General features: G+C 61.2%; 18 protein-coding genes and 1 tRNA gene. 10 read left to right on the top strand and 9 right to left on the bottom strand.

What is annotated here, in order from left to right; translation table 11 throughout:
• Nucleotides 1-433: 433 nt before the first annotated feature.
• Nucleotides 434-1,090, bottom strand: coding sequence for a recombinase family protein (locus tag AB4097_RS18335; protein ID WP_442042179.1), 657 nt, complete (start codon nt 1,088-1,090; stop codon nt 434-436).
• A gap of 263 nt (nt 1,091-1,353) precedes the next feature.
• Between AB4097_RS18335 and AB4097_RS18330 the strand changes: the two genes are divergently transcribed.
• Both AB4097_RS18330 and AB4097_RS18325 read left to right on the top strand, forming a co-directional pair.
• Entirely contained in the window at nt 1,354-3,525 is a 2,172-nt protein-coding gene (locus AB4097_RS18330; protein ID WP_442042177.1) for a hypothetical protein, read from the top strand.
• A gap of 1,819 nt (nt 3,526-5,344) precedes the next feature.
• A complete protein-coding gene (locus AB4097_RS18325) occupies nt 5,345-5,932 on the top strand; it encodes an HNH endonuclease (protein ID WP_442042175.1) in 588 nt (195 codons plus the stop codon).
• Between the two features lie 60 nt (nt 5,933-5,992).
• Here AB4097_RS18325 and AB4097_RS18320 read toward each other — a convergent pair whose 3' ends face one another.
• Together AB4097_RS18320 and AB4097_RS18315 are read right to left on the bottom strand one after the other, a co-directional pair.
• Nucleotides 5,993-7,750: a hypothetical protein gene (locus AB4097_RS18320; protein WP_442042173.1), complete on the bottom strand. Its 1,758-nt coding sequence runs from the start codon at nt 7,748-7,750 to the stop codon at nt 5,993-5,995.
• A 79-nt stretch (nt 7,751-7,829) separates the two neighbouring features.
• A tRNA-Leu gene (locus AB4097_RS18315) sits at nt 7,830-7,914 on the bottom strand.
• Between the two features lie 179 nt (nt 7,915-8,093).
• On the opposite strand from AB4097_RS18315, the gene AB4097_RS18310 reads away from it, so the two are divergent.
• A complete protein-coding gene (locus AB4097_RS18310) occupies nt 8,094-9,200 on the top strand; it encodes a complex I NDUFA9 subunit family protein (RefSeq protein ID WP_442042171.1) in 1,107 nt (368 codons plus the stop codon).
• A gap of 20 nt (nt 9,201-9,220) precedes the next feature.
• Here the strand turns inward: AB4097_RS18310 and AB4097_RS18305 are convergent, their stop codons facing one another.
• Nucleotides 9,221-9,952, bottom strand: a complete 732-nt coding sequence (locus AB4097_RS18305; protein ID WP_442042169.1) for a sulfate transporter family protein — start codon at nt 9,950-9,952, stop codon at nt 9,221-9,223.
• Nucleotides 9,953-10,051: 99 nt separating this feature from the next.
• On the opposite strand from AB4097_RS18305, the gene AB4097_RS18300 reads away from it, so the two are divergent.
• Entirely contained in the window at nt 10,052-11,305 is a 1,254-nt protein-coding gene (locus AB4097_RS18300) for a flavin monoamine oxidase family protein (protein WP_442042181.1), read from the top strand.
• A gap of 12 nt (nt 11,306-11,317) precedes the next feature.
• Here AB4097_RS18300 and AB4097_RS18295 read toward each other — a convergent pair whose 3' ends face one another.
• The 3 genes from AB4097_RS18295 to AB4097_RS18285 all read right to left on the bottom strand — a co-directional run bounded on the left by AB4097_RS18295 (nt 11,318) and on the right by AB4097_RS18285 (nt 13,672).
• A complete protein-coding gene (locus AB4097_RS18295; protein WP_442042167.1) occupies nt 11,318-11,590 on the bottom strand; it encodes a hypothetical protein in 273 nt (90 codons plus the stop codon).
• Nucleotides 11,591-11,709: 119 nt separating this feature from the next.
• On the bottom strand, nt 11,710-12,429 hold the full coding sequence (locus AB4097_RS18290; protein WP_442042165.1) for a Crp/Fnr family transcriptional regulator: 720 nt from the start codon (nt 12,427-12,429) through the stop codon (nt 11,710-11,712).
• A 250-nt stretch (nt 12,430-12,679) separates the two neighbouring features.
• On the bottom strand, nt 12,680-13,672 hold the full coding sequence (locus tag AB4097_RS18285) for a 2-hydroxyacid dehydrogenase (protein ID WP_442042163.1): 993 nt from the start codon (nt 13,670-13,672) through the stop codon (nt 12,680-12,682).
• A gap of 164 nt (nt 13,673-13,836) precedes the next feature.
• Between AB4097_RS18285 and AB4097_RS18280 the strand changes: the two genes are divergently transcribed.
• Together AB4097_RS18280 and AB4097_RS18275 are read left to right on the top strand one after the other, a co-directional pair.
• A complete protein-coding gene (locus tag AB4097_RS18280) occupies nt 13,837-14,370 on the top strand; it encodes an SH3 domain-containing protein (RefSeq protein ID WP_442042161.1) in 534 nt (177 codons plus the stop codon).
• Nucleotides 14,371-14,444: 74 nt separating this feature from the next.
• Nucleotides 14,445-14,591 carry a DUF3096 domain-containing protein gene (locus AB4097_RS18275; protein WP_084020587.1) on the top strand — a complete coding sequence of 49 codons (147 nt, stop codon included), beginning with the start codon at nt 14,445-14,447 and terminating at the stop codon, nt 14,589-14,591.
• 54 nt (nt 14,592-14,645) lie between these two features.
• Here the strand turns inward: AB4097_RS18275 and AB4097_RS18270 are convergent, their stop codons facing one another.
• On the bottom strand, nt 14,646-15,518 hold the full coding sequence (locus tag AB4097_RS18270) for an EamA family transporter (protein WP_442042158.1): 873 nt from the start codon (nt 15,516-15,518) through the stop codon (nt 14,646-14,648).
• Between the two features lie 48 nt (nt 15,519-15,566).
• Nucleotides 15,567-16,037: an iron response transcriptional regulator IrrA gene (gene irrA / locus AB4097_RS18265; protein ID WP_442042156.1), complete on the bottom strand. Its 471-nt coding sequence runs from the start codon at nt 16,035-16,037 to the stop codon at nt 15,567-15,569.
• Nucleotides 16,038-16,268: 231 nt separating this feature from the next.
• Between irrA and fabA the strand changes: the two genes are divergently transcribed.
• The 4 genes from fabA (at nt 16,269) to AB4097_RS18245 (ending at nt 22,171) form a co-directional block, all read left to right on the top strand.
• On the top strand, nt 16,269-16,790 hold the full coding sequence (gene fabA, locus AB4097_RS18260; protein ID WP_442042154.1) for a 3-hydroxyacyl-[acyl-carrier-protein] dehydratase FabA: 522 nt from the start codon (nt 16,269-16,271) through the stop codon (nt 16,788-16,790).
• 218 nt (nt 16,791-17,008) lie between these two features.
• Nucleotides 17,009-18,232 carry a beta-ketoacyl-ACP synthase I gene (gene fabB, locus AB4097_RS18255; RefSeq protein ID WP_442042152.1) on the top strand — a complete coding sequence of 408 codons (1,224 nt, stop codon included), beginning with the start codon at nt 17,009-17,011 and terminating at the stop codon, nt 18,230-18,232.
• A 159-nt stretch (nt 18,233-18,391) separates the two neighbouring features.
• Nucleotides 18,392-19,222, top strand: a complete 831-nt coding sequence (gene fabI, locus AB4097_RS18250) for an enoyl-ACP reductase FabI (RefSeq protein WP_442042150.1) — start codon at nt 18,392-18,394, stop codon at nt 19,220-19,222.
• 372 nt (nt 19,223-19,594) lie between these two features.
• Nucleotides 19,595-22,171: a bifunctional diguanylate cyclase/phosphodiesterase gene (locus AB4097_RS18245; protein ID WP_442042148.1), complete on the top strand. Its 2,577-nt coding sequence runs from the start codon at nt 19,595-19,597 to the stop codon at nt 22,169-22,171.
• The last annotated feature ends 104 nt before the right edge of the window (nt 22,172-22,275 follow it).

The following is a 22,275-nucleotide window of genomic DNA, read 5'->3' as shown; positions in this document are numbered from 1 at the left end:
CGCCACCCAAGGCTGTCTTGATCACGCGGTCCCGCAGATCCTGACTGTAAGCGCGTGCCATGCCTGCCTCCATGTCTGGAAGCCAGCACGACACATCACGCCTCACAGCGGAATCCCCTCCGACTCGGAATAGCCGAAAAAGGCTCTAGGGGTTTGAGGGATTCCTATGACCCACAGATGGGACCCAAGTTTTGAAATCATGACGCTGCACGGCAGGGCCTAACAACAACGCGAGAGCTTTAGCCCTTTTTTGAAACAGGGGTGGGTGGGGTCAGGCAAGGCCAAAGGTCTGCGGAGGGACCCGAAAGGGACCCAAGCTCCTCGCTAGAACCATGAGAACTCCTGACCCACAGGACCTCTCTCCTCTCTCAAGCCTCGTGAGTATCCATCGCCTATAGCGGGATGGGTGCGGGTATCCCCTTCCCTTTCGACATTAGGCGCGGTGTCCCCGCTCAAGGACAAGCTGCACTTGCTTGGCCGACCATTCCCCACCACGAGAGGTCTTGACGTTCCTCTCATTCAACTCAGAGGCAATCGCCCTGAGGGTAGTGGCACCCCCGGCTTTGATCTTCTCAATGATGGGGAGAATGTTGGCTGCGAACTGGTCAGCCTTTGCGGTCCTCACTTCAAGGCTCTTGGCCTGTGCCTTCTCAATCTCAGGGCTACCAAGCTTCTTCCCCTGGCGCTTGAGAGCCTGAAGGGCCTCAGAGGTCCTCTTGGCAATCATATCCCTCTCATGCTCGGCCACAGCGGCAAGGATATGGATGGTGAGCTTGTTGGCATGGGGATTGTCGCAAGCCACAAACTCAACACCGCTTTTCATTAGGTTCGCAATGAACGCGAGGTCACGAGAGAGCCGGTCCATCTTAGCAATGACGAGTGTGGCCTTTCGCTTCTTGCAGAGGGCAATGGCAGCCTGAAGCTGCTTACGCTCATCGTTCTTGCCGCTCTCCTGCTCCTCAAACTCACCGATGACGGAGTGATTGCCTCCGTTGAGCCACGAGATGACGGCGGCCTTCTGTGCCTCAATGCCCAAGTCCTGAGAGCGGGTAGAGGTCCGATAGTAAGCAACAAAGTTTCCGTCAGCCATCTATCTCTCCCCCTCATGCCTAGCTTGTGAAGTTAATATACGGACGTTTACAAATTTCACAAGGGGATTATGAGGACCTTAGGCAAGATTATTTGAGCAGCAATGTTTCACGAATGGAGCGGCTTGGGCGGTGAGGAAGGTAGCTCACGAGCCTAAGCAAGTGCTGGGGAAGGAGAACATCACCCAACAATAGACGTAACTAAATCGGACCTAAAGATACTTTGATACACAACCGAAACAATAATAAGAAAAGGATAGAGTGAATGACAACCAAGAATAATAACGACGCAAGGCTCCCTCAGGGATTTGTGCTTGATGAGCTACCGGAGGGGGCTGTTCTTCTGAATGATGACGACAACCCGACCCAACTACCTCAGGGCTTTAAGCTTGATGAGTTACCCAAGGGAGCCGTGTTGCTTGACGATGAGGACCCTATGGACCGCTTAGGGCCATGGCAAAAGGCCGGTAAGGCTCTCCAATATGGAACGGCTAATGCTGCTGTAGGTCTAGGACGCACCGCTCATTGGATCGGTGAGGCCACAGGAGCCGACAGCATCGAATCTATTGGAGACACGGTGACGGACCTTGGGAGGTCTATTGCCCCTGAGAACTATCGTCCCGCCTCTGCTGACTTTTTTGCTCCCAAGGACAAGGACAGGGGTGTTGGCGGTTTCGGATGGAGCGCATTACCTCGCACGATCCTTGAGGGTTCTCCTGGCCTCGCTGCTGATCTTGCTGCGGGTGCGCTGACAGGGGGAACCGGCTTCGTCGTGTCGAACGCGGCTCGTAATTTCGGCCCTGCTATGGATGCTCGTTTGGAGCACCAAGGACAAGGACACGAGGCTTCTCTGGCAGATTACGGCATTGCTGGCACATCGGCTCTTGCTCAAGCGGCTCTTGGACGCCTTGGCCTCAATCCGGCGCTCTCAGGAGTAACCAAGGGAGCGGGGGCGCAAGTCCTAACTCAGATTCCAGGCCAGATCGCCAAGGCCACAGGAGCAGAAGCAGCCGCAGGAGCGGCAGGGTCCGTGATAGACCAAGCGGCCATCACCGCAGGGACAGAGAGGGGATTGGATATCAGCCCTCATGAGGTCCTGGGTTCGGCTGCGCTCTCAGGAGGAACCGGAGGCGCTGTTAGGACAATGCGCGGCGTTGGTGACGCTACTAACGCCTATCGCTTTCGTGCCGTTGATCCTGACAGCGGAGCGAGGCTTGCAAGCCGTCTTGAGTCTGCTGAGATTGATCCAAAGACCCCAAAGGACGCCTTCGACACGGTAGAGGCCGCACAGCAGGTCATTAAGCGCGATGCCGCATTGGCAAAGGCACGAGCGTTGAGCGATGACGGCTCAAACCGTGACGTGCGGGGTTTGGTCGATGCTGCTGAGGCAACCTTGGACCAGGGCCACAGGGTGTCGAGTGAACGCCTTCAGCAGTTACGGGAAAGGCTTGGAGATTCTGAGGAGGGCCAAAGGCTCGTTGATGCCCTAGAGGACCACAGCAACCTCAATCTCCTGAAATCTAAAGGCCGTTACGAGGATGGTTATTTTGCTGGCGGTGTTTCCTCCAAGCCTCTCGTTGAGGACACAATCAATCCGGCCTCCTGGCTCAAGGATCGCACTAAGCGAACGCTTGGTGGTGCAACTGCGGCTCTTACACTCGCTGAAGCTCCAATAGCTCTAAAGGTTGGCCTAGCTCCTGCTGCTCTCGGAAAGGTCCTAGCGGCTCAAGGTGCAGCGTACGGCACGGCACGTGCTGTGGATGCGCTGACAGGCTCTCGCAACCCAACGCGACAATTCATTGAGCGATTTCGTCGTGACGATGTAGACGCAGCGAACGAAGTAGAAGCCCTTCGGCAATCTGCTTCTAATGCTCGTCAATCGTCTGAAGCTCTTGAGCGTCTTTCGCCTGTCGTGAACGATGCTCCGTCACAGCGAGTATCGGAGGCACCAGACGCAAGCGAGGTCATCAGGGAAGCCGTTAATACGGCCCTAGAGACTCGTCAGGCTCATGCGGCTACTCAGGGACCACAAGGGCCTAGAAAGGGCGCTGGTGACTCTCCTAGGGGCGCTAATGAGTCTCCTAGGGCTTCCAATGAGTCCAACACGAGCGACACTATCAAAATCAACACTCGTGGATACTCTATTGAGAGGCCGAAGGCCGGGATCGTCAACGTTGGGCGCTACGTTGCGAAGGCTCGTGCGCACATGGATTCCAGAGCCGATCTTGGGGATGCTCTTGAGAACGTTGTCGGTGACAGGCACAGCAACACCGTGAAGGCGCTTATCAACCGTTTGAACAAACAGGCGCGTTCGTATCGGGAGGCGACCGAGTTTGCTGAGGAAGCAATCAACGAACTTCCCTTTGAGAAGCGTTCGGCTGCTTGGGATGCATGGTCGGCTCACGAGCCTGTAATCCGGTCTACGTATCGACAGTAAGGTTGAAAGAGGGGCCATTGAGAAATCATTGGCTCCTCATCGGCCTATAGCTCTCCTGTGCGTCTGTATAGCCTCTAGGATCGCGTAGGAAGGCCGTAGAGGCTGATACACAGCTTGGCTGGTATGCACCTAGCCGGAAAGCTTCCAAGGCGCTCTACGGGCCTCTTTTGAAACATGATAGCATTTTTATTGACTTTATGGAGGTAGAGCCGCTCTGCATCTTTGTGACACTTATGGAGAGATGCCGCTCCTGTAAAAATGTAGCCCTTAAGGAGATCGCTTCTCCATCCTTTTCTGAACAGCCTGTGCAAATTTGGCACGCTTATGGAGAGGGACCGCTCTGCCAAAAATGGAACCCTTATGGAGAGACGTTTTCTCGACTAACTGTAATGAGATTGCAGATTTGGATACTTTAAGGGGACAGCCTTGGGTTCTCATGAACTCTGAGTAGCGACTAGGACCATTACCGCCATAGAAAAACAAACACGTTCAAGAACTGCGCCACAGGGGGAGGTCACAGGGATGAATGTGCTTGAGGGGGTAAGGGGGGGGAGTCTTATGTTCTTAAGAGTCTTAAGCTCGATAAATGCTCTTGTTATGTTTGATAATGGTCTAATGGTGAATGAGCTTAAGAAGTTCATTAGTCTCATAAGATCAAACCTTCGAGCGTTACTACCGGACAACCTTCTCCGTGACCAATCAATGCCTTCCCTGCTGAGGCGTATCCCTAGCTGGCCCCAGGTCGAGCCGTGCGCTCCTTCGTGGCTCCCTGTGTAGGCCAGCGATGATGGGGGCGCTTCAGCAGGCGAGGTATAGGCTTTAGATCACCGATACCTTTTCCTACGAACATCTTAAGGTTCAAACTCGGCGGCTTCCTGTTGTTAACGCGATGGGAGGCCGTCGTTCTTTTTCAATTGTGGCAGATGATTAAACAGAGCCATGAACCAAAGCGATTATGATAAATAAAAGAGGGTAACGATAAACATGAAAAGCAGAACCAAACCTAAGGTCTACCGTAAGCGGGGTCAGGGACTAACTGAGCATGGCTTCAAGCTGACCGCGACCGATACCGCGAACCTTAGGGAAATCAAAAGCGCCTATGAGGACCACTTCCCCTTTGCCGTTTCTACCTCAATTGTTGTGAGCGTGGCTCTACAGGCTCTCATTGAGGAAGTTCGTTCCGGCAAGATTAGGTCTACGCCTGACCTCTACATATCAGTGCCGAACATTGGCCGGTTGTCGTGATGGGGACACGCCGTAACGACGCATTGAAGCTCACGGATAACCCGCTCCTCCTCCTTGAACCCATTAGCCGCTCTGAAGCTCAGGCAAAGGGGCTTCGGTTCTTCCTGACTGCCAAGGAGTGCCATCGAGGCCATGTGGCTCCCAGGAATATCGAGAACGGAGCCTGTGTCCTTTGCGAAGCTGAAAACTTTACCGGCCTTAAGGTTAGACCCCATGAGGCTAGAGCCTCTAAGAGTCCTTAAGGCATTGTCTAGCAAAGCAATAAGCGGCAATCACAGGAGTATTGGGACAGAAGGCCGGGCTTTTACAGCAGCAGCCCAAGCTTCATAGCCAAAGACTCAATATCTATAACAAAAATAAAACCAATAATAAGAGCAATAATATGAACACTAATACTAATTTTATAGCTCGCTCTACTATCGTTTGTGAGGATGCCTCCACTCAAGAACTCCCAAGAACCCGCGAGGACGCAATAGCTCAAGGCTTCCGCGTCTACCAATCCGGTAAACCGTGTCCTCATGGTCATTTTGATGGCCGATACGCTTCGAATAGTAACTGTGTTGGATGCAACAGGATGCGGGTGCGCCGATGGGAGCTTGAGAACCCCACGAAGCGTAAGGAGATGAGACGCAAGCAGATGAGGAACTACAGGCTCAAGAACGCCGATGCGTCCGTAGCTTGGTCGGCTTGGAATAGTGCGAGAAGCAGGGGCGCACGAGTGCCTGAGGGTGCTGTGATTGCCGATGTGGTTCGGTCCACCATCCCGCTTTATTGCGAGGCCAGAGAGCTATCGAAGGCCACTGGCATCAGACACGAGGTCGATCACATCCTCCCCATTCAACGTGGTGGCCTTCATTCTCCCGAAAATCTTCAGGTCGTGCGCCGGTCCTTCAACGCAGCCAAGCGACGGCTAACCAACGATGAGGTCCTAGAGGCCGTGATTGATGGAGAGTGGCAGTATGATGTTGGGCCTGAGGTTCTGAGGATCACCAAGGTTCGCCTTGAGGAGCTTATAGAGGACCACGAGGAGCCTGACTCTCTAGGCGTCCTCACGGCTCAAGGCTTCCTCCACCGCATCGAAACAGGCACAGCCTATCAGCCATCGCTAGAGACGATTCAGGCGGTGTTTGAACGGCTCCAAGGCAGTCTCACGGTCCACTGATTCAGATGGACTCTCTGAGCCACAGGGAGCGCCATACACGGCGATGCTTGCCGTTTGAGTCTAGGGTAGCCGAGGAGGCTCCGAAGGCCGTCTGAGGGCATCTTTCGAGGCTTCAGGAGCCTCTTGTGATCGTCCCCCTGTTTCTGTGTCTAACGGAGACGGAATAGCTGAAACGGCTGCCGCGAGCGTAGCGATGTCGAAGTGCCGATAGGTGGATGCATCGGATTTTCCGGCATGTCCCTGTATCGCGTCAGCTTCGGACTCTTGAACCCGCGCTCGTGCCGCTGCGCTCTTCCACCAATGGCGAAGGGCATGTGCGGGAGCCTTCCTAGGATCGTTGAAGCCTTGCTCACGAATCCACGTTGATAGCCGGTTCGTGACACCCTTTGATGCATGGCGGTTGCTGTCGCCCTCCCGCTTACGTGCCTGTCCCGCATAGAAGAGAGGGCCGTTCCCTTTGGCTTTTGCGAAGTCCAGAAAGCCCTCGGCAATGAGGGCCGGATGCAACGGGACAGTCCTCTCAGACCCTTCATTCTTAAGGGACCCGCCGTCAGGAGCGGGCTTGATGTCTAGGACGTGGAAGCCCTCAACCTCACGCACTTGACTGCCCCACGCCTGTGCAAGCTCTCCAATTCGCGCACCTGTCAGTGCTGCCAACCATGGAAGCCATCGCCGTGCAGAATTTGTCTCTGCTCTGGCTAGGGTAAGCAAGCGGACAACCTCCTCATTTGAATAAGGAAGCTTCTTCTGTCCTGCTTGGCGCTTGCTCGAAACCTTCACTTTCGCGAATGGGTTGGACGAAACAAGCCGGTTGCTCATTCCGAAGGTAAACAGGCGGCGAGCGGCTGCTAAATAGCTGTCATTAACTGTTTTGGGCGTGAGGCCCTTCGCGATAGCCGCATCCTTCCATGCGATTGCATCCTGCTCTGTGATGAGGGCTGCGTTCTCGTGGCCTAGATGGGCTTTAAGGTCCTTCATGACCGAGCGCCACGTCGTGATTGTAGACCCGGCTGGCCTCGTCTCCTTCATCCATCGATCGAATAGGTCAGTCAGGGTCGTTGCTGATTGCTGACCAGTGACCGGAATGGATGGGAACCGTTTCTCGTTGTCATCAGGGCTGTAATCGCCGTCCGCTGCTCTCTTGAGACGGAATGCTGCCAGATGGGAAGCTTGTGCCGTCGCCTTGAGTAGAGCCGTGCGTGTCGCAGCATCAACGTGGAGGGCATGTTTGGTCAGGACCCACGATAGAACCTGTCCGAATCGCTGCTCTAGCGCGGTGGTATCGTCAGAGCGAGGTAGGGCATTGATCCCTGCTGTTAGGTCCTCGCCAAACTGCAACCGAGCCGCCTCCGTCTCATTTGGAAGGGAATCGGTACTAGCCGCTGGAGCAGAGAGGATTCGACCTTCCATCGCGGCGCGGGTGAACGCTTTCCACGCTGACCATTCTGCCACCGAGCCGGGGTTTTCCTCGAACCTCTCAACCCAAAGCCGATAGGCTTCACCGGAGTAAGCGATGACCTCCTTTTGGCTCAAAGGCTTCGGGCCTTGCCGAATGGCGTCGTATTGCTTCTCAAGGTGAGCGAGAACCAAGCCAGTCCGGGCTGCTGCAACATCATTGTCAGGCGTCTTGAGGGAGAACTTCACCCTCTGGCCGAGCGTCGTGTGAACCGTGGTTCCCTTTGCGCCTTTGAGCGGAGGCAACTCAATAACGACAAGCTGTCCTCGGGCACGCTCAATGATGTCTTGGGGAACTCGCCGCTCGAATTGATGATGTTTGGAGTCAGATCGACGGGCCATTGCGGGCATACGAAACTTCATGGGTGTCCACCGGTTTTGTCCACCGGTCACGGACCAAATAACCCTGAAATCTCAATGGTTCAACCACTTAAGGGTTGGATGGTGCCCAGGAGAGGACTCGAACCTCCACGGTGTTACCCGCTGCTACCTGAAAGCAGTGCGTCTACCAATTCCGCCACCTGGGCATGCCTCGTCGGCGAGGCTTCGTTTACGGTGCTTCTCGGGCTTCGTCAATCGCTGAAAATGCGACCGATGCGCTTTCTTGGCCTGCACCTCTTCACAGGGGAGCGGCGTTTGACTAGAGACAATGTCAAAATTCACACCCAAGCTCCATGCAAGCCCTTTTGCCGGGCAGGAGAGTTTCATGATCGGTGCCCTTCGCACGCCTGAGCAGCAAACCGTCACCGTTTTCGGCGGATCGGGCTTTCTCGGCCGTTACGTGGTGAGCCGTCTGGCCGAGCGCGGCTATCGCGTTCTCGTGCCGACCCGCCAGCCGAACCTCGCGAACTTCCTGCCCCTGGGCAAGGTCGGGCAGATCAACCCGATCCACGCCAACCTGCGCAACGAGGCTTCGGTCGCCCACGCGGTGGCCCGGGCGGACCATGTGGTCAATCTCGTGGGCATCCTCCAGGAAACCGGGCGCCAGCACTTCGACACCCTCCAGGCCAAGGCTCCGGCGATGATCGCGCGGCTCGCCAGGAAGGCCGTGTCCTTCACCCATGTCTCGGCCATCGGGGCGGATGCGGGTTCCGAATCGGCCTATGCGCGCTCCAAGGCCGAGGGCGAGGCCGCCCTGCTCCAGGAGCGGCCGGATGCCGTGATCCTGCGCCCCTCGCTCATGTTCGGGCCGGGCGACAGTTCCTTCAACCGCTTCGGAACGCTCGCGCGCATGCTCCCGGTGGTGCCGCTGCCGGGCGCCGAGACCCGGTTCCAGCCGGTCTATGCGGGCGATGTGGCCGAAGCGGTCGTGCGCGCCGTGGACGGCGCGGTGCCGGGCGGCCGGGTCTATGAGCTCGGTGGACCCGAGATCCGCACCATGCGCCAGATGATGGAATTCGTCCTCGAGGTCACCGAGCGCAGGCGCCCCATCGTGCCCCTGCCCGGCAACCTGGCCCGGACCATGGGCGGCGTCCTGGGAACGCTCGACTGGCTGACCCTGGGCCTGATCCCGGACGAGCTCGTCACCACCCGCGACCAGGCGATCCTGCTGGAGACGGACAACGTGGTCTCGGAGGGCGCCATCCGCGAAGGCCGGACGCTCCAGGGCCTCGGCCTCACGCCCACCACCATCGAGGCGATCGTCCCGAGCTACCTCCTGCGCTTCCGCAAGACCGGCCAGTTCGACCTCAAGCGCAACGCACCTCCGGGCAATACGCCGGACCTGCTCGCGCCCCGTTCCGGGGGAGCCGGATCGGACTTCCATCCGGAGCGGGCTGTCGGACCCGCCGTAGGCCAATCGGCGAGCCGCTGAACGGCTTGAGGGGTTGCCCCTCAAACCTTTTCGATCGAAACCGCATCATCCCGGCGTAGCGACAACCGCTTCGTCGGATTTTGCGTGAGCTTCTTGTGCAGGTGAACCATCAGGGCTGCGCCGAAGATCGGCGTGATCAGGTTCACCACCGGCACGAGCACCAGGGCCGCCACCACCGCGCCCGCGGCCAGCACCGTTCCCCGATACTCGGTGCGCAGGCGCACCACGTCCTCGGGACGCCAGAAGCGGACCGCCGCCAGCTCGAAATATTCCCGGCCCAGCAGATAGGCGTTCGCGATGAAGAACACGCCGATATTGATCCCGGGGATGAAGAACAGGAGCAGGGCCACGAGGTTCACCAGCAGCGACAGGCCGGCGAAGCGAAGTCCGTAGATGAGGGACTGGCCGAAGGGCAGAGCCCGGCCGGGCGGATCGGCCGGGTAGTTCTCCCGCTCCACCACCTCGGCCACGTCGTCGAGGAAATAGCCCGCCACGATGGCCGAGATGGCCGGCAGCAGATAGACCAGGACGACGAAAAGACCGAAGCCGGCGAGGAAGAACGCGAAGCTGTCGATGATCGGATAAGTGGCGCTCAGGTGGTGATCGGTCAGGAAGATGTCGAACAGCTTGGTCAGGCCGAGCCAGACCAGGACGAGCAGCGCGATCGTCAATCCAATCGATTTCCAGAGGATACGCCGCAGGGCCGGCGAGAAGACCTCGCGGGCCGCCGCGAAAATCGATTGGATCAGCATCTGTCGTTCAGGTCCTTGCATAGCATCCCTTGATGCGGGAAGCGGACCTTACTTATGAACGATCCCGCCGCAAAGCGAGGGGTGGAGAAAGCCGTGCCGATGGACAATGAAGCGTCGACGAGCCCGAGCGTGAATCCCGATGTGGCGGTGGTCGGCGCGGGAAGCGCCGGAATCGCCGCCGCGCGGTGCCTTCTGGAGGCGGGCCTGACGGTTACGGTGCTGGAAGCGCGGGACCGGATCGGCGGACGCACGGTCACGCGCCGCTTCAAGGGCCATCCGGTCGATCTCGGCGCGCACTGGCTTCATGCCGGTCCGATCAATCCCCTCGTGAAGCTCGGGCGCCTGCGCGGCGAGCCTCTGCGCCGGGCGCCCGTGAACGGGCACTTCTTCGTCCGCGGCAGGCCGGGCACCCGGACTGAGCGGGCGGCCCTCGACCGGGCCTTCGACATGGCCGACCGGGCCATGACCCAGGCGGCCAAGGCACGGGAGGATCAGCCCGCCGCCAGAGTGCTTCCGCCGATGGGGCCGCAGGGGCGGCGGGTGGCGGCCATCCACGGCCTCGTCTCGGGCCGTCCGCTCGACGAGGTCAGCCTGCACGATTTTCCGAGCATGGAGTACTCGGATAACCTGTTCATCGCTGGCGGGCTCGGCGCCTATGTGGGCCGTCTCGCCCACGAGCTTCCGGTACGGCTCGGCACGGCCGTTCATGGCATCGACTGGTCCGGGCAAGGCGTGAGAATCGAGACTTCGGCGGGGACGCTCCAGGCGAAGGCCGTCATCGTCACCGCGCCCATGGCAGTGCTGCAGCACGATGCGATCCGCTTTGCACCCACCCTGCCCAACCATGTCGTGGAAGCCGTGAACGGCTTCACGCAAGGCGTCTACGAGCACGTGATCCTGCATTGGCCGGATTCGCCGTTTCAGGGTGCGGACCGGCTGGCGAGTCTCACCGGAACGCACCGGCAGCCGCCGGGCCTGCTGACCCGCATCGACGGCACGCCGTTCCATTTCTTCGAACTCGACCAGCCTGCCGCTTCCTCCTTCGACCGGCGGGACGTCCACGCGCCTTACCGTTATGCCCGCGCGGTCCTGACGGAGCAGTTCGGCCACGGGGCGATCCGCAACCTCTCCGCCGTGCACGGCACCGCCTGGCGGCACGACCCCTGGTCGCGCGCCTCCTGGGCCGTGGTGCCGCCGGGCCTTTACGCCATCCGGGACATTCTGAAGGCGCCGGTCGGGAAGCGGATCTGGTTCGCCGGCGAGGCGCTCTCGCGGGCCCAATGGGGCACGGCCGGAGGAGCCTGGGAAGAGGGCGAGAGGGCCGCCGGCGAGATCGTCGCCCAGTTGCGCTGAAGGCGCTCAGGATCAAGACGGGCCGTTGACCAGCCGGGTGCGCACCCAGACCACGGCCTCGTCGAGAGTGGCAAGAACGGGCGGCGTCGTGCTGATCAGGCCGCTGCAGGGACCGAAACCGGCTTCCAGGAACCAGCCTCCGGCGCATCCATGGCCGCCGGCGGTTTCCTCCGGCGTCACCCAGGTGAAGACGGCCACCAGCTGCCCGTCCGCGAGAACGAGCTGTCCTTCATGCCTGCCGCCATCCGCCAGAACCGGCATTTCTTGGAGAGTGATGTCGCTCATCGTCTGTCCGGAGATCAGGGCTGCAGCATCGGGTGTGAATTCGAACGCACGTCCGATGCTTTAAGATTTTGGCTTTCGCATCTGTTCGCGCAAAGCCGGTTCCCGTTGCGTTCGATGCTCTAGCTGTCTTCGTTCTGAAGGCTGAGATAGGTCGAGGTGAATTCCCCCACCTTCTTCAGCCGTTCCCAATCGAGAATGGTCAACGCGTCACCCTGGAAACGGATCAATCCTTCCTTGCGCAGTTCCTGCAGCACGCGGTTCACATGAACGGTCGACAGGCCAAGCGTGTCGCCGAGTTCCGCCTGCGTGATGGGAAGCTGGATCGTGTCGCCCTCGACCCGCCCGATCGCCTTCAGGCGAAGGTAAAGCTCGCAGATCAGATGCGCCATGTGGGCCGTCGCGGACAGGCGGCCCATGGCCGTGAGCCACTCCCGGTGGACGGCGCCGTCGATCAGCGTGTTGAGCCAGAGCAGGCGGGTGAGATGAGGATATTCGTCCGTGATCTTCTCGAGCGTCGCGTGCGGAACGAGAGCGATGCGGCAATTGGTAAGCGCCAGCACGCCATGATCCATCGTCTTCAGCAGAAAGCTGTGCAGGTCGATGAAGTCGCCGGCGACATGGATCGCCGAGATCTGCCGCCGGCCATTCGAGACGATCTTGTAGCGGGCCGCGAAGCCTTCCAGGAGCAGCGAACTATCCGTCGGGCTGTCGCCCTCCCGTATGACGTCCTCGTCGGCCTCGACGACGCGAATCCGGGCGATGGCATTTTCGAGAACCGCCTTCTCGTCGTCGGAGAGCCGGTCGTATTTCTCGAGCTTCAGGATCAGGGAATTGGTCATCAAGGCCGTGGGGTAAGTACGTTCCTGTTCTGGCCAAACTCCTTTCTCAGCCGCACTTACATATGTTTATGCCCAAGATGGATTTTGGTCGCAGCGGATTGCGACTCACATCTTCGCGTTTGCCGGGGATGAGCCCGGCCTCAACGGCCGGTCGATTCCGGAGCGTTACTGCGGAGAGCCCGTATCACCTTCCTGGGAGCCTGTTCGCCATAAGGCTTGGCGATGAAGACGCTTCCTGCGGATGGCTCCTTCAGAGCATGCTGGGGAGAACGCGGTCCGGCGGCTTGTGGCCGTCGACGAAGGCCCGGATGTTGACGATGACCTTCTCGCCCATGGCCACGCGGCCCTCATGGGTGGCCGAGCCCATATGCGGCAGCAGCACCACCTTGCCCTGCTTGGCGAGGCGCACGAGGCGCGGATTGACCGCCGGCTCCTCCTCGAACACGTCGAGGCCGGCGCCCGCGATGGCGCCGGCTTCGATGAGCTTGGTGAGGGCTCCCTCGTCGATGATCTCGCCGCGGGCGGTGTTCACCAGGATCGCGTCGGGCTTCATGAGCTTGAGGCGCCGCGCCGAGAGCAGGTGATAAGTGGCCGGGGTGTGCGGGCAGTTCACGGACAGGATGTCCATGCGGGCCAGCATCTGGTCGAGAGATTCCCAGTAGGTCGCCTCGAGTTCCGCCTCGATCTTCGGCGGCACGTGGCGGCGGTTGTGGTAGTGGATCGACAGGCCGAAGGCCTTGGCGCGCCGGGCGAGCGCCTGGCCGATGCGGCCCATGCCGACGATGCCGAGGCGCTTTCCCGTGATGCGCCGGCCCAGCATCCAGGTCGGCGCCCAGCCAGCCCAGGTCCCGTCAGGGATTACCCGGGCGCCTTCGGGAATGCGGCGGGCGACCGCCAGGATCAGCGCCATGGTCATGTCGGCCGTATCCTCGGTCAGCACGCCGGGCGTGTTGGTGACGGTGATCCCCCGGGCCACCGCCGCCGGGACGTCGATGTTGTCGACGCCGTTGCCGAAATTGGCGATGAGCTTCAGGTTGGGGCCGGCCTGCTCCAGCACGGGCGCGCCGATCTCGTCCGTGATGGTCGGCACGAGCACGTCCGCCGTCTTCACGGCCTCGGCCAGCTCCTCGGGCGAGAGCGGCTTGTCCTCGAGGTTGAGGCGCGTGTCGAACAATTCGCGCAGGCGCGTTTCGATCACGTCGGGCAGGCGGCGGGTGACAACGACGACAGGTCTCTTTTTCATCGACTTCAAGCGTCCCCGGCACTGAAACCCAGCGAAGTTGAGAGAGTTTCACGCTCTCTTAACCCTGCTTCGGCGATCAAAGGTGACGACGCGCCGCGTGGCGGTCTCCGTCAAGCTTCTCTACCAGAGCCTCAACCCAAGACAAAGTCACTATCGGGGGAACCATGCGCAAGATCGCCCTTGCCCTTGCTCTTGTCAGCCTGAGCGCCGCAACGGCCGTCGCCCAGCAGCCCCCGGGCGGCCGTCTCGGCACGGGCCTGCCGGTGCCGCGCTATGTGAGCCTCAAGACCGACCGGGTGAACCTGCGCGAGGGCCCATCCAAGGACCACAGGACCGCCTGGGTGTTCCAGCGGGCCGGCCTGCCGGTGGAGATCATCGCCGAGTACGAGACTTGGCGGCGCATCCGCGATTCGGAAGGCACGGAAGGCTGGGTGCTCCATTCCCTGCTGTCGGGCCGGCGTACCGCGCTCGTGATGCCCTGGGCCAAGGGCAACCAGCCGCCGATCAGCCTGTTCGACAAGACCGACGAGAAGGGCGGCGTGGCGGCCCACCTGCAGCCAGGCGTGATCACCAACATCAAGGGTTGCGACGGCAAATGGTGCCGGGTGGTGATCGTGCTGGACGGCGCCCGGGATGTGGACGGCTATATCCAGCAGGAGAAGCTCTGGGGCGTCTATCCCAACGAGACTGTGGAATAGGTCTTTTCCATTTTATCAAGCTTTTGGCCGCTAGAAGGAAACATCGTTTCCTTTCTATCTGAGAGCCTGCCTTCATGAGCATCAACCTGAGCTTCAAGCTGCTGCCGATCCTTGCCCTGGTCCTCGGCATCGCGTCCCTTGTCGCCCCGCGCTTCCTGAACGTCTTCGTGGCGATCTTCCTGATCGTCTATGCGCTGGTCGGATTCGGCTTCATCCGCTGAAATTCTCAGCCGTTGTCCGGAGCCGCGCATCAGAGCCCGGACCGCCGCTAAGGTTTAGGCGATCCACTGCATCACCCGTCGTCCGAAGACATTGAAGGCGAGGCCGAGGACGATCACGGCCCCGCCGACGGCCTCGATCGGATGCATGGCTTCGCCGAGGACGAGGGCCGAGCCGAGGATCCCCGCGACGGGAACGAACAGGGCGAACGGCGTCACCGTGGCGGCCGGATGGCGGGACAGGAGATAGGCCCAGATTCCGAAGGCAAAGATCGTCGTCGGATAGGCTAGATAGGCCACCGCCGCCAGGGTGCCGCCGTCGATATGCCTGAGCGCATCGAACACCTGCGCTGGGCCGTCGAGCCAGAGCGACAGGCCGAACAGCGGCAGGGGCGCGATGAGGCTCGACCAGACGACGAAGCCCAACATGTCGACCCGCCCGGCCCGCTTCGAGACGATGTTCGCCACACCCCAGGCGGCAGCGGCCAGCACCGTCATGAGGAAGGGAACGGCGCCTCCGCCGGTCATGCGCGGCCAAGCGATGAGCACGAGGCCGAGGCTGGCTATGACGCCGCCGATCACCTGATGCGGTCCTGGTCGCTCGCCCATGACCAGGGCTGCAAAGAGGATCGTGAAGAAGACCTGCGCCTGCATGACCACGGAGGCGAGGCTCGCCGGCATGCCGATGGCGAGGGCGGCGAACAGCAGCCCGAACTGGGCGACCCCGAGAAAGAAGCCATAGGCGACGACGTTGCGCCAATCGGTCTTGGGCCTGGACACGAAGAACACGGCCGGCAAGGCTGCAAAGAGAAAACGCAGCGCCGCCAGCAAGAGGGGCGGCATGGTGCCGACGCCGAGCTTGATGACGACGAAGCTCAGGCCCCAGATAGCCGTGACGAGAAGGGCGGCGAGGCTATGGCTGAGCGGCATCTGCTACGGACCGGAAGCCGCTTTGCTGGAAACGAGGGCAGCGGAAACTCAAGCGCCTTTGCGGCGCAGGCGCACGATGACCTCGACACCGGCCACTTCCATGCCGGCGGGCGGTTCGGGCAAGTCGGCCACGCTCACGGCGGCAGTCTCGGGCATGTCGACGAGTTCGCCCTCCTCCTCCAGGAAGAAGTGGTGATGCTCGGTCGGGTTGGTGTCGAAATAGGCCTTGGCCCCATCCACCGACAGCTGGCGCAGGAGGCCGGCTTCCGTGAACTGGTGCAGGGTGTTGTAGACCGTCGCCAGAGAGACCGGGACGCGGGCGCGGGACGCCTCGTCGAAGAGCAATTCAGCGGTGATGTGTCGGTCGCCCTTGCCGAACAGGAGCCATCCCAGGGACACGCGCTGCCGGGTCGGGCGCAGGCCCACGCGGCGCAGCTTGTCCCGCAATTCGGACACGGGACAACCCTTCCGATGCGGAGCGGTGGTGGACTCGATATAGGCGGACAATGGATCGGTCATCGGCGGAACTGAATGAACGGATAGGCGCTTCTACCATCACAATCATAGGAAAGCGAGAGGTTTACCGCAAGGCTGCCCGGGGCTGCGGCACCGGTTCCCCAAATGGCGAAGAATCCCGGCTCAGGTCCCTTTGATGGATCGCCAAGCCTGTGCTACCAGAGCCCGCATCCAGGTCTCGGGACCGTCTCGAGGCCGCTTGTTGAAGACGCGATGAAAGGATCGGCATCCGGCATGGCCCGCCAGTCCAGCTTTACTTATGAAGAGCTCCTTGCCTGCGGGCGCGGAGAATTGTTCGGTCCCGGCAATGCGCAATTGCCGCTCCCGCCCATGCTGATGTTCGACCGCATCACCTCCATCGGCGAGGATGGCGGAGCCTATGGCAAGGGCCATGTGGTGGCGGAACTCGACGTGCGGCCGGATCTCTGGTTCTTCCCCTGCCATTTCCAGGGCGATCCGGTGATGCCGGGCTGCCTGGGGTTGGACGCCCTCTGGCAGATGACGGGGTTCTTCCTCGGCTGGGGCGGCTCGCCCGGACGCGGCCGGGCGCTCGGCGTCGGCGAGGTGAAGTTCTCCGACCAGGTGCTGCCCACGGTCAAGAAAGTGGTCTACGGCGTCGACCTCAAGCGCGTCTTCCGCTCGAAGCTGGTGCTCGGCATCGCCGACGGCTGGCTGGAGGCCGACGGACGCCGGATCTACGAGGCCAAGGACATGCGCGTCGGCCTGTTCCAGGCGGATGCGGCCGCGGGCGGCTAGGCTTTATGGCGCTGACCAAAGGTCAGTGCCTGTCCCATCCTATTGACAAAGCGTGATCTTTTTTAAAGAACCGGCCCTGCCGCTCGGCGGTGGGGCCTTCAGCGGTCGGGATCACGCTTTCATCCCATTCGCATGGCTCACTGTTGAGAATGGGCAGGGTCAACCTTACCTGTTGAAATGGTAAGGCTGACAGTGAAGATCCTTTGAAGAGGTAGGCTATGAGGCGCGTCGTCGTCACCGGAATGGGCATCGTGTCGTCCATCGGCAACAACACGCAGGAGGTGCTTGCCTCTCTGCGCGAAGCGAAGTCCGGGATCAGCAAGGCCGAAGATTACACGAAATACGGCTTCCGCTGCCAGGTTCACGGCGCTCCCAGCCTGAACCCGGAGGAGATCGTCGACCGTCGCGCCATGCGCTTCCATGCCCGGGGCACCGCCTGGAACCATGTGGCCATGGACCAGGCGATCCGGGATTCCGGCCTCGAGGAGAATGAAATCTCCAACGAGCGCACCGGCATCATCATGGGCTCGGGCGGTCCTTCCACCCGAATCATCATGGAGGCGGCCGATATCACGCGTGAGAAGGGCCCCAAGCGCATCGGACCGTTTGCCGTGCCGAAGGCAATGTCCTCCACCGCCTCCGCGACGCTCGCCACCTGGTTCAAGATCAAGGGCGTGAACTATTCGATCTCGTCCGCCTGCGCGACCTCGAACCATTGCGTCGGCAACGCCTACGAGATGATCCAGTACGGCAAGCAGGACGTGATGTTCGCCGGCGGCTGCGAGGATCTGGACTGGACCATGTCCAACCTGTTCGACGCCATGGGTGCCATGTCCACCAAGTACAATGACACCCCGTCCCGGGCCTCCCGCGCCTATGACGCCAACCGCGACGGCTTCGTCATCGCCGGCGGCGCAGGCGTGCTGGTGCTGGAGGAGCTGGAGCACGCCAAGGCCCGCGGCGCCCGCATCTACGGCGAAATCGTCGGCTACGGCATGACCTCGGACGGCTACGACATGGTGGCGCCCTCGGGCGAAGGCGCGATCCGCTGCATGCGCATGGCCCTCAAGGACGTCCATAACCCGATCGACTACATCAACCCGCACGCCACCTCGACCCCCGTGGGCGACCAGAAGGAGATCGAGGCGATCCGCACGGTCTTCGGCGCGGGCGACAAGTGCCCGCCGATCTCTGCGACGAAATCGCTCACCGGCCACTCGCTCGGCGCCACCGGCGTGCAGGAAGCGATCTACTCGCTCCTGATGATGAACAACCGCTTCATCTGCGAGAGCGCCCACATCGACGAGCTCGACCCGGAATTCGCCGACATGAACATCGTCCGCAAGCGGATCGACGATGCCAAGGTCGATACGGTCCTGTCGAATTCCTTCGGCTTCGGCGGCACCAATGCCACACTCGTCTTCAGCCGTTACAACGGATAAGACACTGTCATAAACCTGAGACGGCTCCATGCGATGCCCCGGATATTTCTGGGGGGACCTCGCATGGATACGCTTAATCACACCATTCTTCCGGCTCGCGATGCACACTTTCATAACAATTGGCGTCGCACGATGGAGCCGATGCACAGGGGGACCCAAGTGACCGGTCTGATGCAAGGAAAGCGCGGCCTCATCATGGGCGTCGCCAACGACCACTCCATCGCCTGGGGCATCGCCAAGACCCTGGCCCAGCACGGGGCGGAGCTCGCCTTCACCTATCAGGGCGAGGCCCTGGGCAAGCGCGTCGCTCCCCTGGCGCAATCGCTCGGCTCCGGACTCGTCCTTCCCTGCGACGTAGAGGACATCGCGTCCGTCGATGCAGTGTTCGAGACCCTCGACAGGGCCTGGGACGGGCTCGACTTCGTGGTCCACGCCATCGGCTTTTCCGACAAGTCGCAGCTCAAGGGCTCCTATGTGGACGTCACCACCCGCGAGAACTTTTCCCGCACCATGGTGATCTCCTGCTTCTCCTTCACGGAGATCGCTCAGCGCGCCGCCAAGCGCATGAGGAACGGCGGCTCTCTTCTGACCCTCACCTATGGCGGCTCGACCCGGGTGATGCCGAACTACAACGTGATGGGCGTGGCCAAGGCGGCGCTGGAAGCCTCCATGCGCTACATCGCGTCCGACCTGGGGCCTCAGGGCATTCGCTGCAACGCCATCTCGGCGGGTCCCGTGCGCACGCTCGCCGGTGCCGGCATCTCGGATGCCCGCCTCATGTTCACCTACCAGAAGGCCCATGCCCCCTTGCGCCGCACGGTGACCATCGAGGATATCGGCGGCTCGGCCCTCTACCTGCTCTCCGACCTCTCCAATGGTGTGACAGGCGAGATCCACTATGTGGATTCGGGCTACAACATCATCTCGATGCCGCGCCCCGAGATCCTGAAGGCCCAGGACGCCGCCGGCGTGACAGGCGAAGAAGGCTAAAAGGCCCTCTTCCACAAGCTTGCGACGATGATAACGATCACTTTTGGCGCCCTGCCGCCCTGCGTTTGTCCGGGCGGCATTTTTCCGACTGTCCCGCCTGGATGTGCGTCGGGGGTGTGATCCTCGTCCCGACCTGATACCGGAGCACTTACGCTCCGCGCCCTCACTTAACCTTATCAATAAAGAATCGATAAAAAGCAGCCTTGCCGCGTTCTCTGAAAGGCCGCGTTAGTCCATTCCTCCTAATGGACAGACATTGCAATATAGGCCAAGAATTTATTCGATAATCGCGTCTTTTCGGTTTGCGGTATGCGTTGGAATGAGGAAGTTGAATTTACTTCGCTCCATGAGTTGACTCGTGAAGATTTGCTCATGCCGCAGAGGAATGAACAGACAATCTATGAAAATCTGTATCATTACGCCTTCGCCCTGAGCCGGCAGATCCCCTGGCTGGCCGATGCGGACGGAACGGTGGTCCAGGTCGGGCCCGGCTGGTCCGAATGGATCGGCCAGCCACCCGACGCCCTGGTCGGGAACGGATGGGTGAAGCTGGTTCATCCGGACGACCTGTCCCGCCTGATCAAGGCGAGGCGCGAAAGCCTCGCGGCGGGCACGCCCTACCAGTGCGAATACCGGATCAGGATGGCGGACGGCAGCTACCGGTGGTGCCGGTCGAGTTCGGCCGCCCGGCGCGACGAGACCGGAGCCATCGCGTTCTGGTACGGGACCACGGAGGACATCCACGACCGGAAGGAAGCGGAGCTTGCTCTGCAGGGCCATGCCCGCGTGCTGGAGATGGTCGCCGCCGGCCAGCCGGTCGATGAGATTCTGACGGCGCTCTGCCTCCTGGCGGAATCACAGCTGCCCGGAGCGAAGTGCTCGATCCTGCTGTACGATGCGGAGGCCGGACTGCTCCGGCACGGTGCCGCACCCAGCCTTCCGGCTTCCTATAACGCGGCCATCGACGGTCTGAGCGTCGGGCCGGACAAAGGCTCATGTGGAACCGCCGCTTACGCGCGCACCAGCGTCATCGTCACCGACATCGCGTCCGATCCCCTGTGGGCCAACTGGCGCGACCTTGCCCTGTCCCATGGATCCCGGGCCTGCTGGTCCAAGCCGATCTTGTCACGGTCCGGCGACGTGCTCGGAACCTTCGGGTTCTATTATGGCGAACCGCGCGCCCCGACATGCAACGAGATGGAGCGCATGGAGGCCGTGCTGCATCTGGCGGCGCTGGCTCTCGAGCGGCAGCGCAGCGACGCGGCCCTACGCGAGAGTGAGGCGCATCATCGCCATTCCGTGGAGCTCAACCCCCAGATCTCGTGGACGGCGGATCCGCAGGGCAACCTCCTCGATATTTCCTCGCGCTGGCATGACCGGACCGGCATGCGCGTGGAAGATGCCCTAGGGGCCGGCTGGAGGCAGGCGCTGCACCCCGACGACCTGGCCGTCATCATCCGACAATGGGGCCGCGCCGTTGCAACCGGGCGGGGCCTCGACATGGATTACCGTCTGCGCATGGCCGACGGAACCTATCGCTGGTTTCGCTCCCGTGCCGCAGCCCGTCGCAGCGAGGACGGCACCGTTGTTCGCTGGTATGGTGCGGTCGAAGACATCCATGATCGCAAGCTCACGGAGGAAACCCTCCGCTGGGCTGCCCATCACGACGATCTCACGGGTCTCGCCAACCGCAGGCTCTTTCGAGAACGCCTGCAACAGGCTCTCAATGAGACGTCGGGTTCATCCCGTACCGCCGGTCTGCTGGTCATGGATCTCGATCACCTCAAGCAGATCAACGACCGTTTCGGCCACGATGCCGGCGACGATCTTCTGAAGGAGTTCGCGCAGCGGCTTCGCAGTGTCGCGCGCTCCGGCGACACCGTCGCCCGTCTGGGCGGCGACGAGTTCGCCGTGCTCCTGCCCGGAATCGCCGGGGAAGGCGATGTCGTGGCCATGGCCGACATCATCCTGGCCCGCATGCAGGAGCCCTTGAAACGCAACGGCAAGCTTTTGGACTGCCGCACGAGCATCGGCGGAGCCATATCGGCCGGGTTCGACACTAGCCCGGAGGAGCTTCAAAAGCAGGCCGATCTCGCGCTCTACCGCAGCAAGACCTCCGGACGCGGCTCGTTCAAGATGTTCGTCACGACCATGCGGGAGGAGTCCCGGCGAACCAATTCGGCCCTGGAGGTGGCCGCGCGGGCGGTCACGTCGGACTGGATTGTGCCGTTCTATCAGCCCAAGGTGATCCTGGCCTCCGATATGATCAGCGGCTTCGAGGCGCTCCTGCGCTGGCATGATCCCCGCAACGGAATCCAGTCGCCGGAGACGATCGCCGCCGCCTTCAGCGACACGGAACTCGGCACGGCCATCGGCGAGCGCATGCGGTCCTGCATCCTCAAGGACATCCGCTCCTGGCTCGAGGCCGGCCTTTCGTTCGGCCGCATCGCCGTCAATGCGTCCGCCGCCGAATTCCGGCGCGACAACTATGCCGAGCGCGTGCTCGAAGACCTGAGATGGATGAACGTGCCGGCCCAGTGTCTCGAGGTGGAAGTCACAGAGAGCGTGTTTCTGGGCTCCGGCGCCGAATACGTGGAGCGGGCGCTGCGCACACTGAGCACGGAGGGGGTGACGATCGCGCTCGACGATTTCGGCACAGGCTATGCCTCCCTGTCTCATCTCAAGCGCTATCCGGTCGATGCGATCAAGATCGACCGGAGCTTCGTGGACGGGCTGGAAACGGACGCGGACGATGCCGCCATCGTCAGGGCTCTCCTGAGCCTCGGCCACAATCTCGGCATCGAAGTCGTGGCCGAAGGCGTCGAAACCGCCTTCCAGGCGACTCTCCTGCAGCGGATGAGCTGCGATCTCGTGCAGGGCTATCATTTCAGCCGCCCCATGCCCGCCGGCGACGTGCCGGCCTTCATCACGTCATGGGCCGGGGGGTAAGCTATTGCCCGAGGGCCGATCGCAGGAAAAAGATCGCCTTTCACGAGTCTGCGAGAAAAAGAACCTTGGCCTTGCCAGCGCCATGTTCGACCGGCACGAGGGTC

This window comes from Microvirga sp. 2MCAF35 (assembly GCF_052115545.1).
GTDB lineage: Bacteria > Pseudomonadota > Alphaproteobacteria > Rhizobiales > Beijerinckiaceae > Microvirga.
The sequence above is the reverse complement of the archived record's forward strand: the minus strand, read 5'-3'. Positions and strand labels throughout refer to the sequence as shown.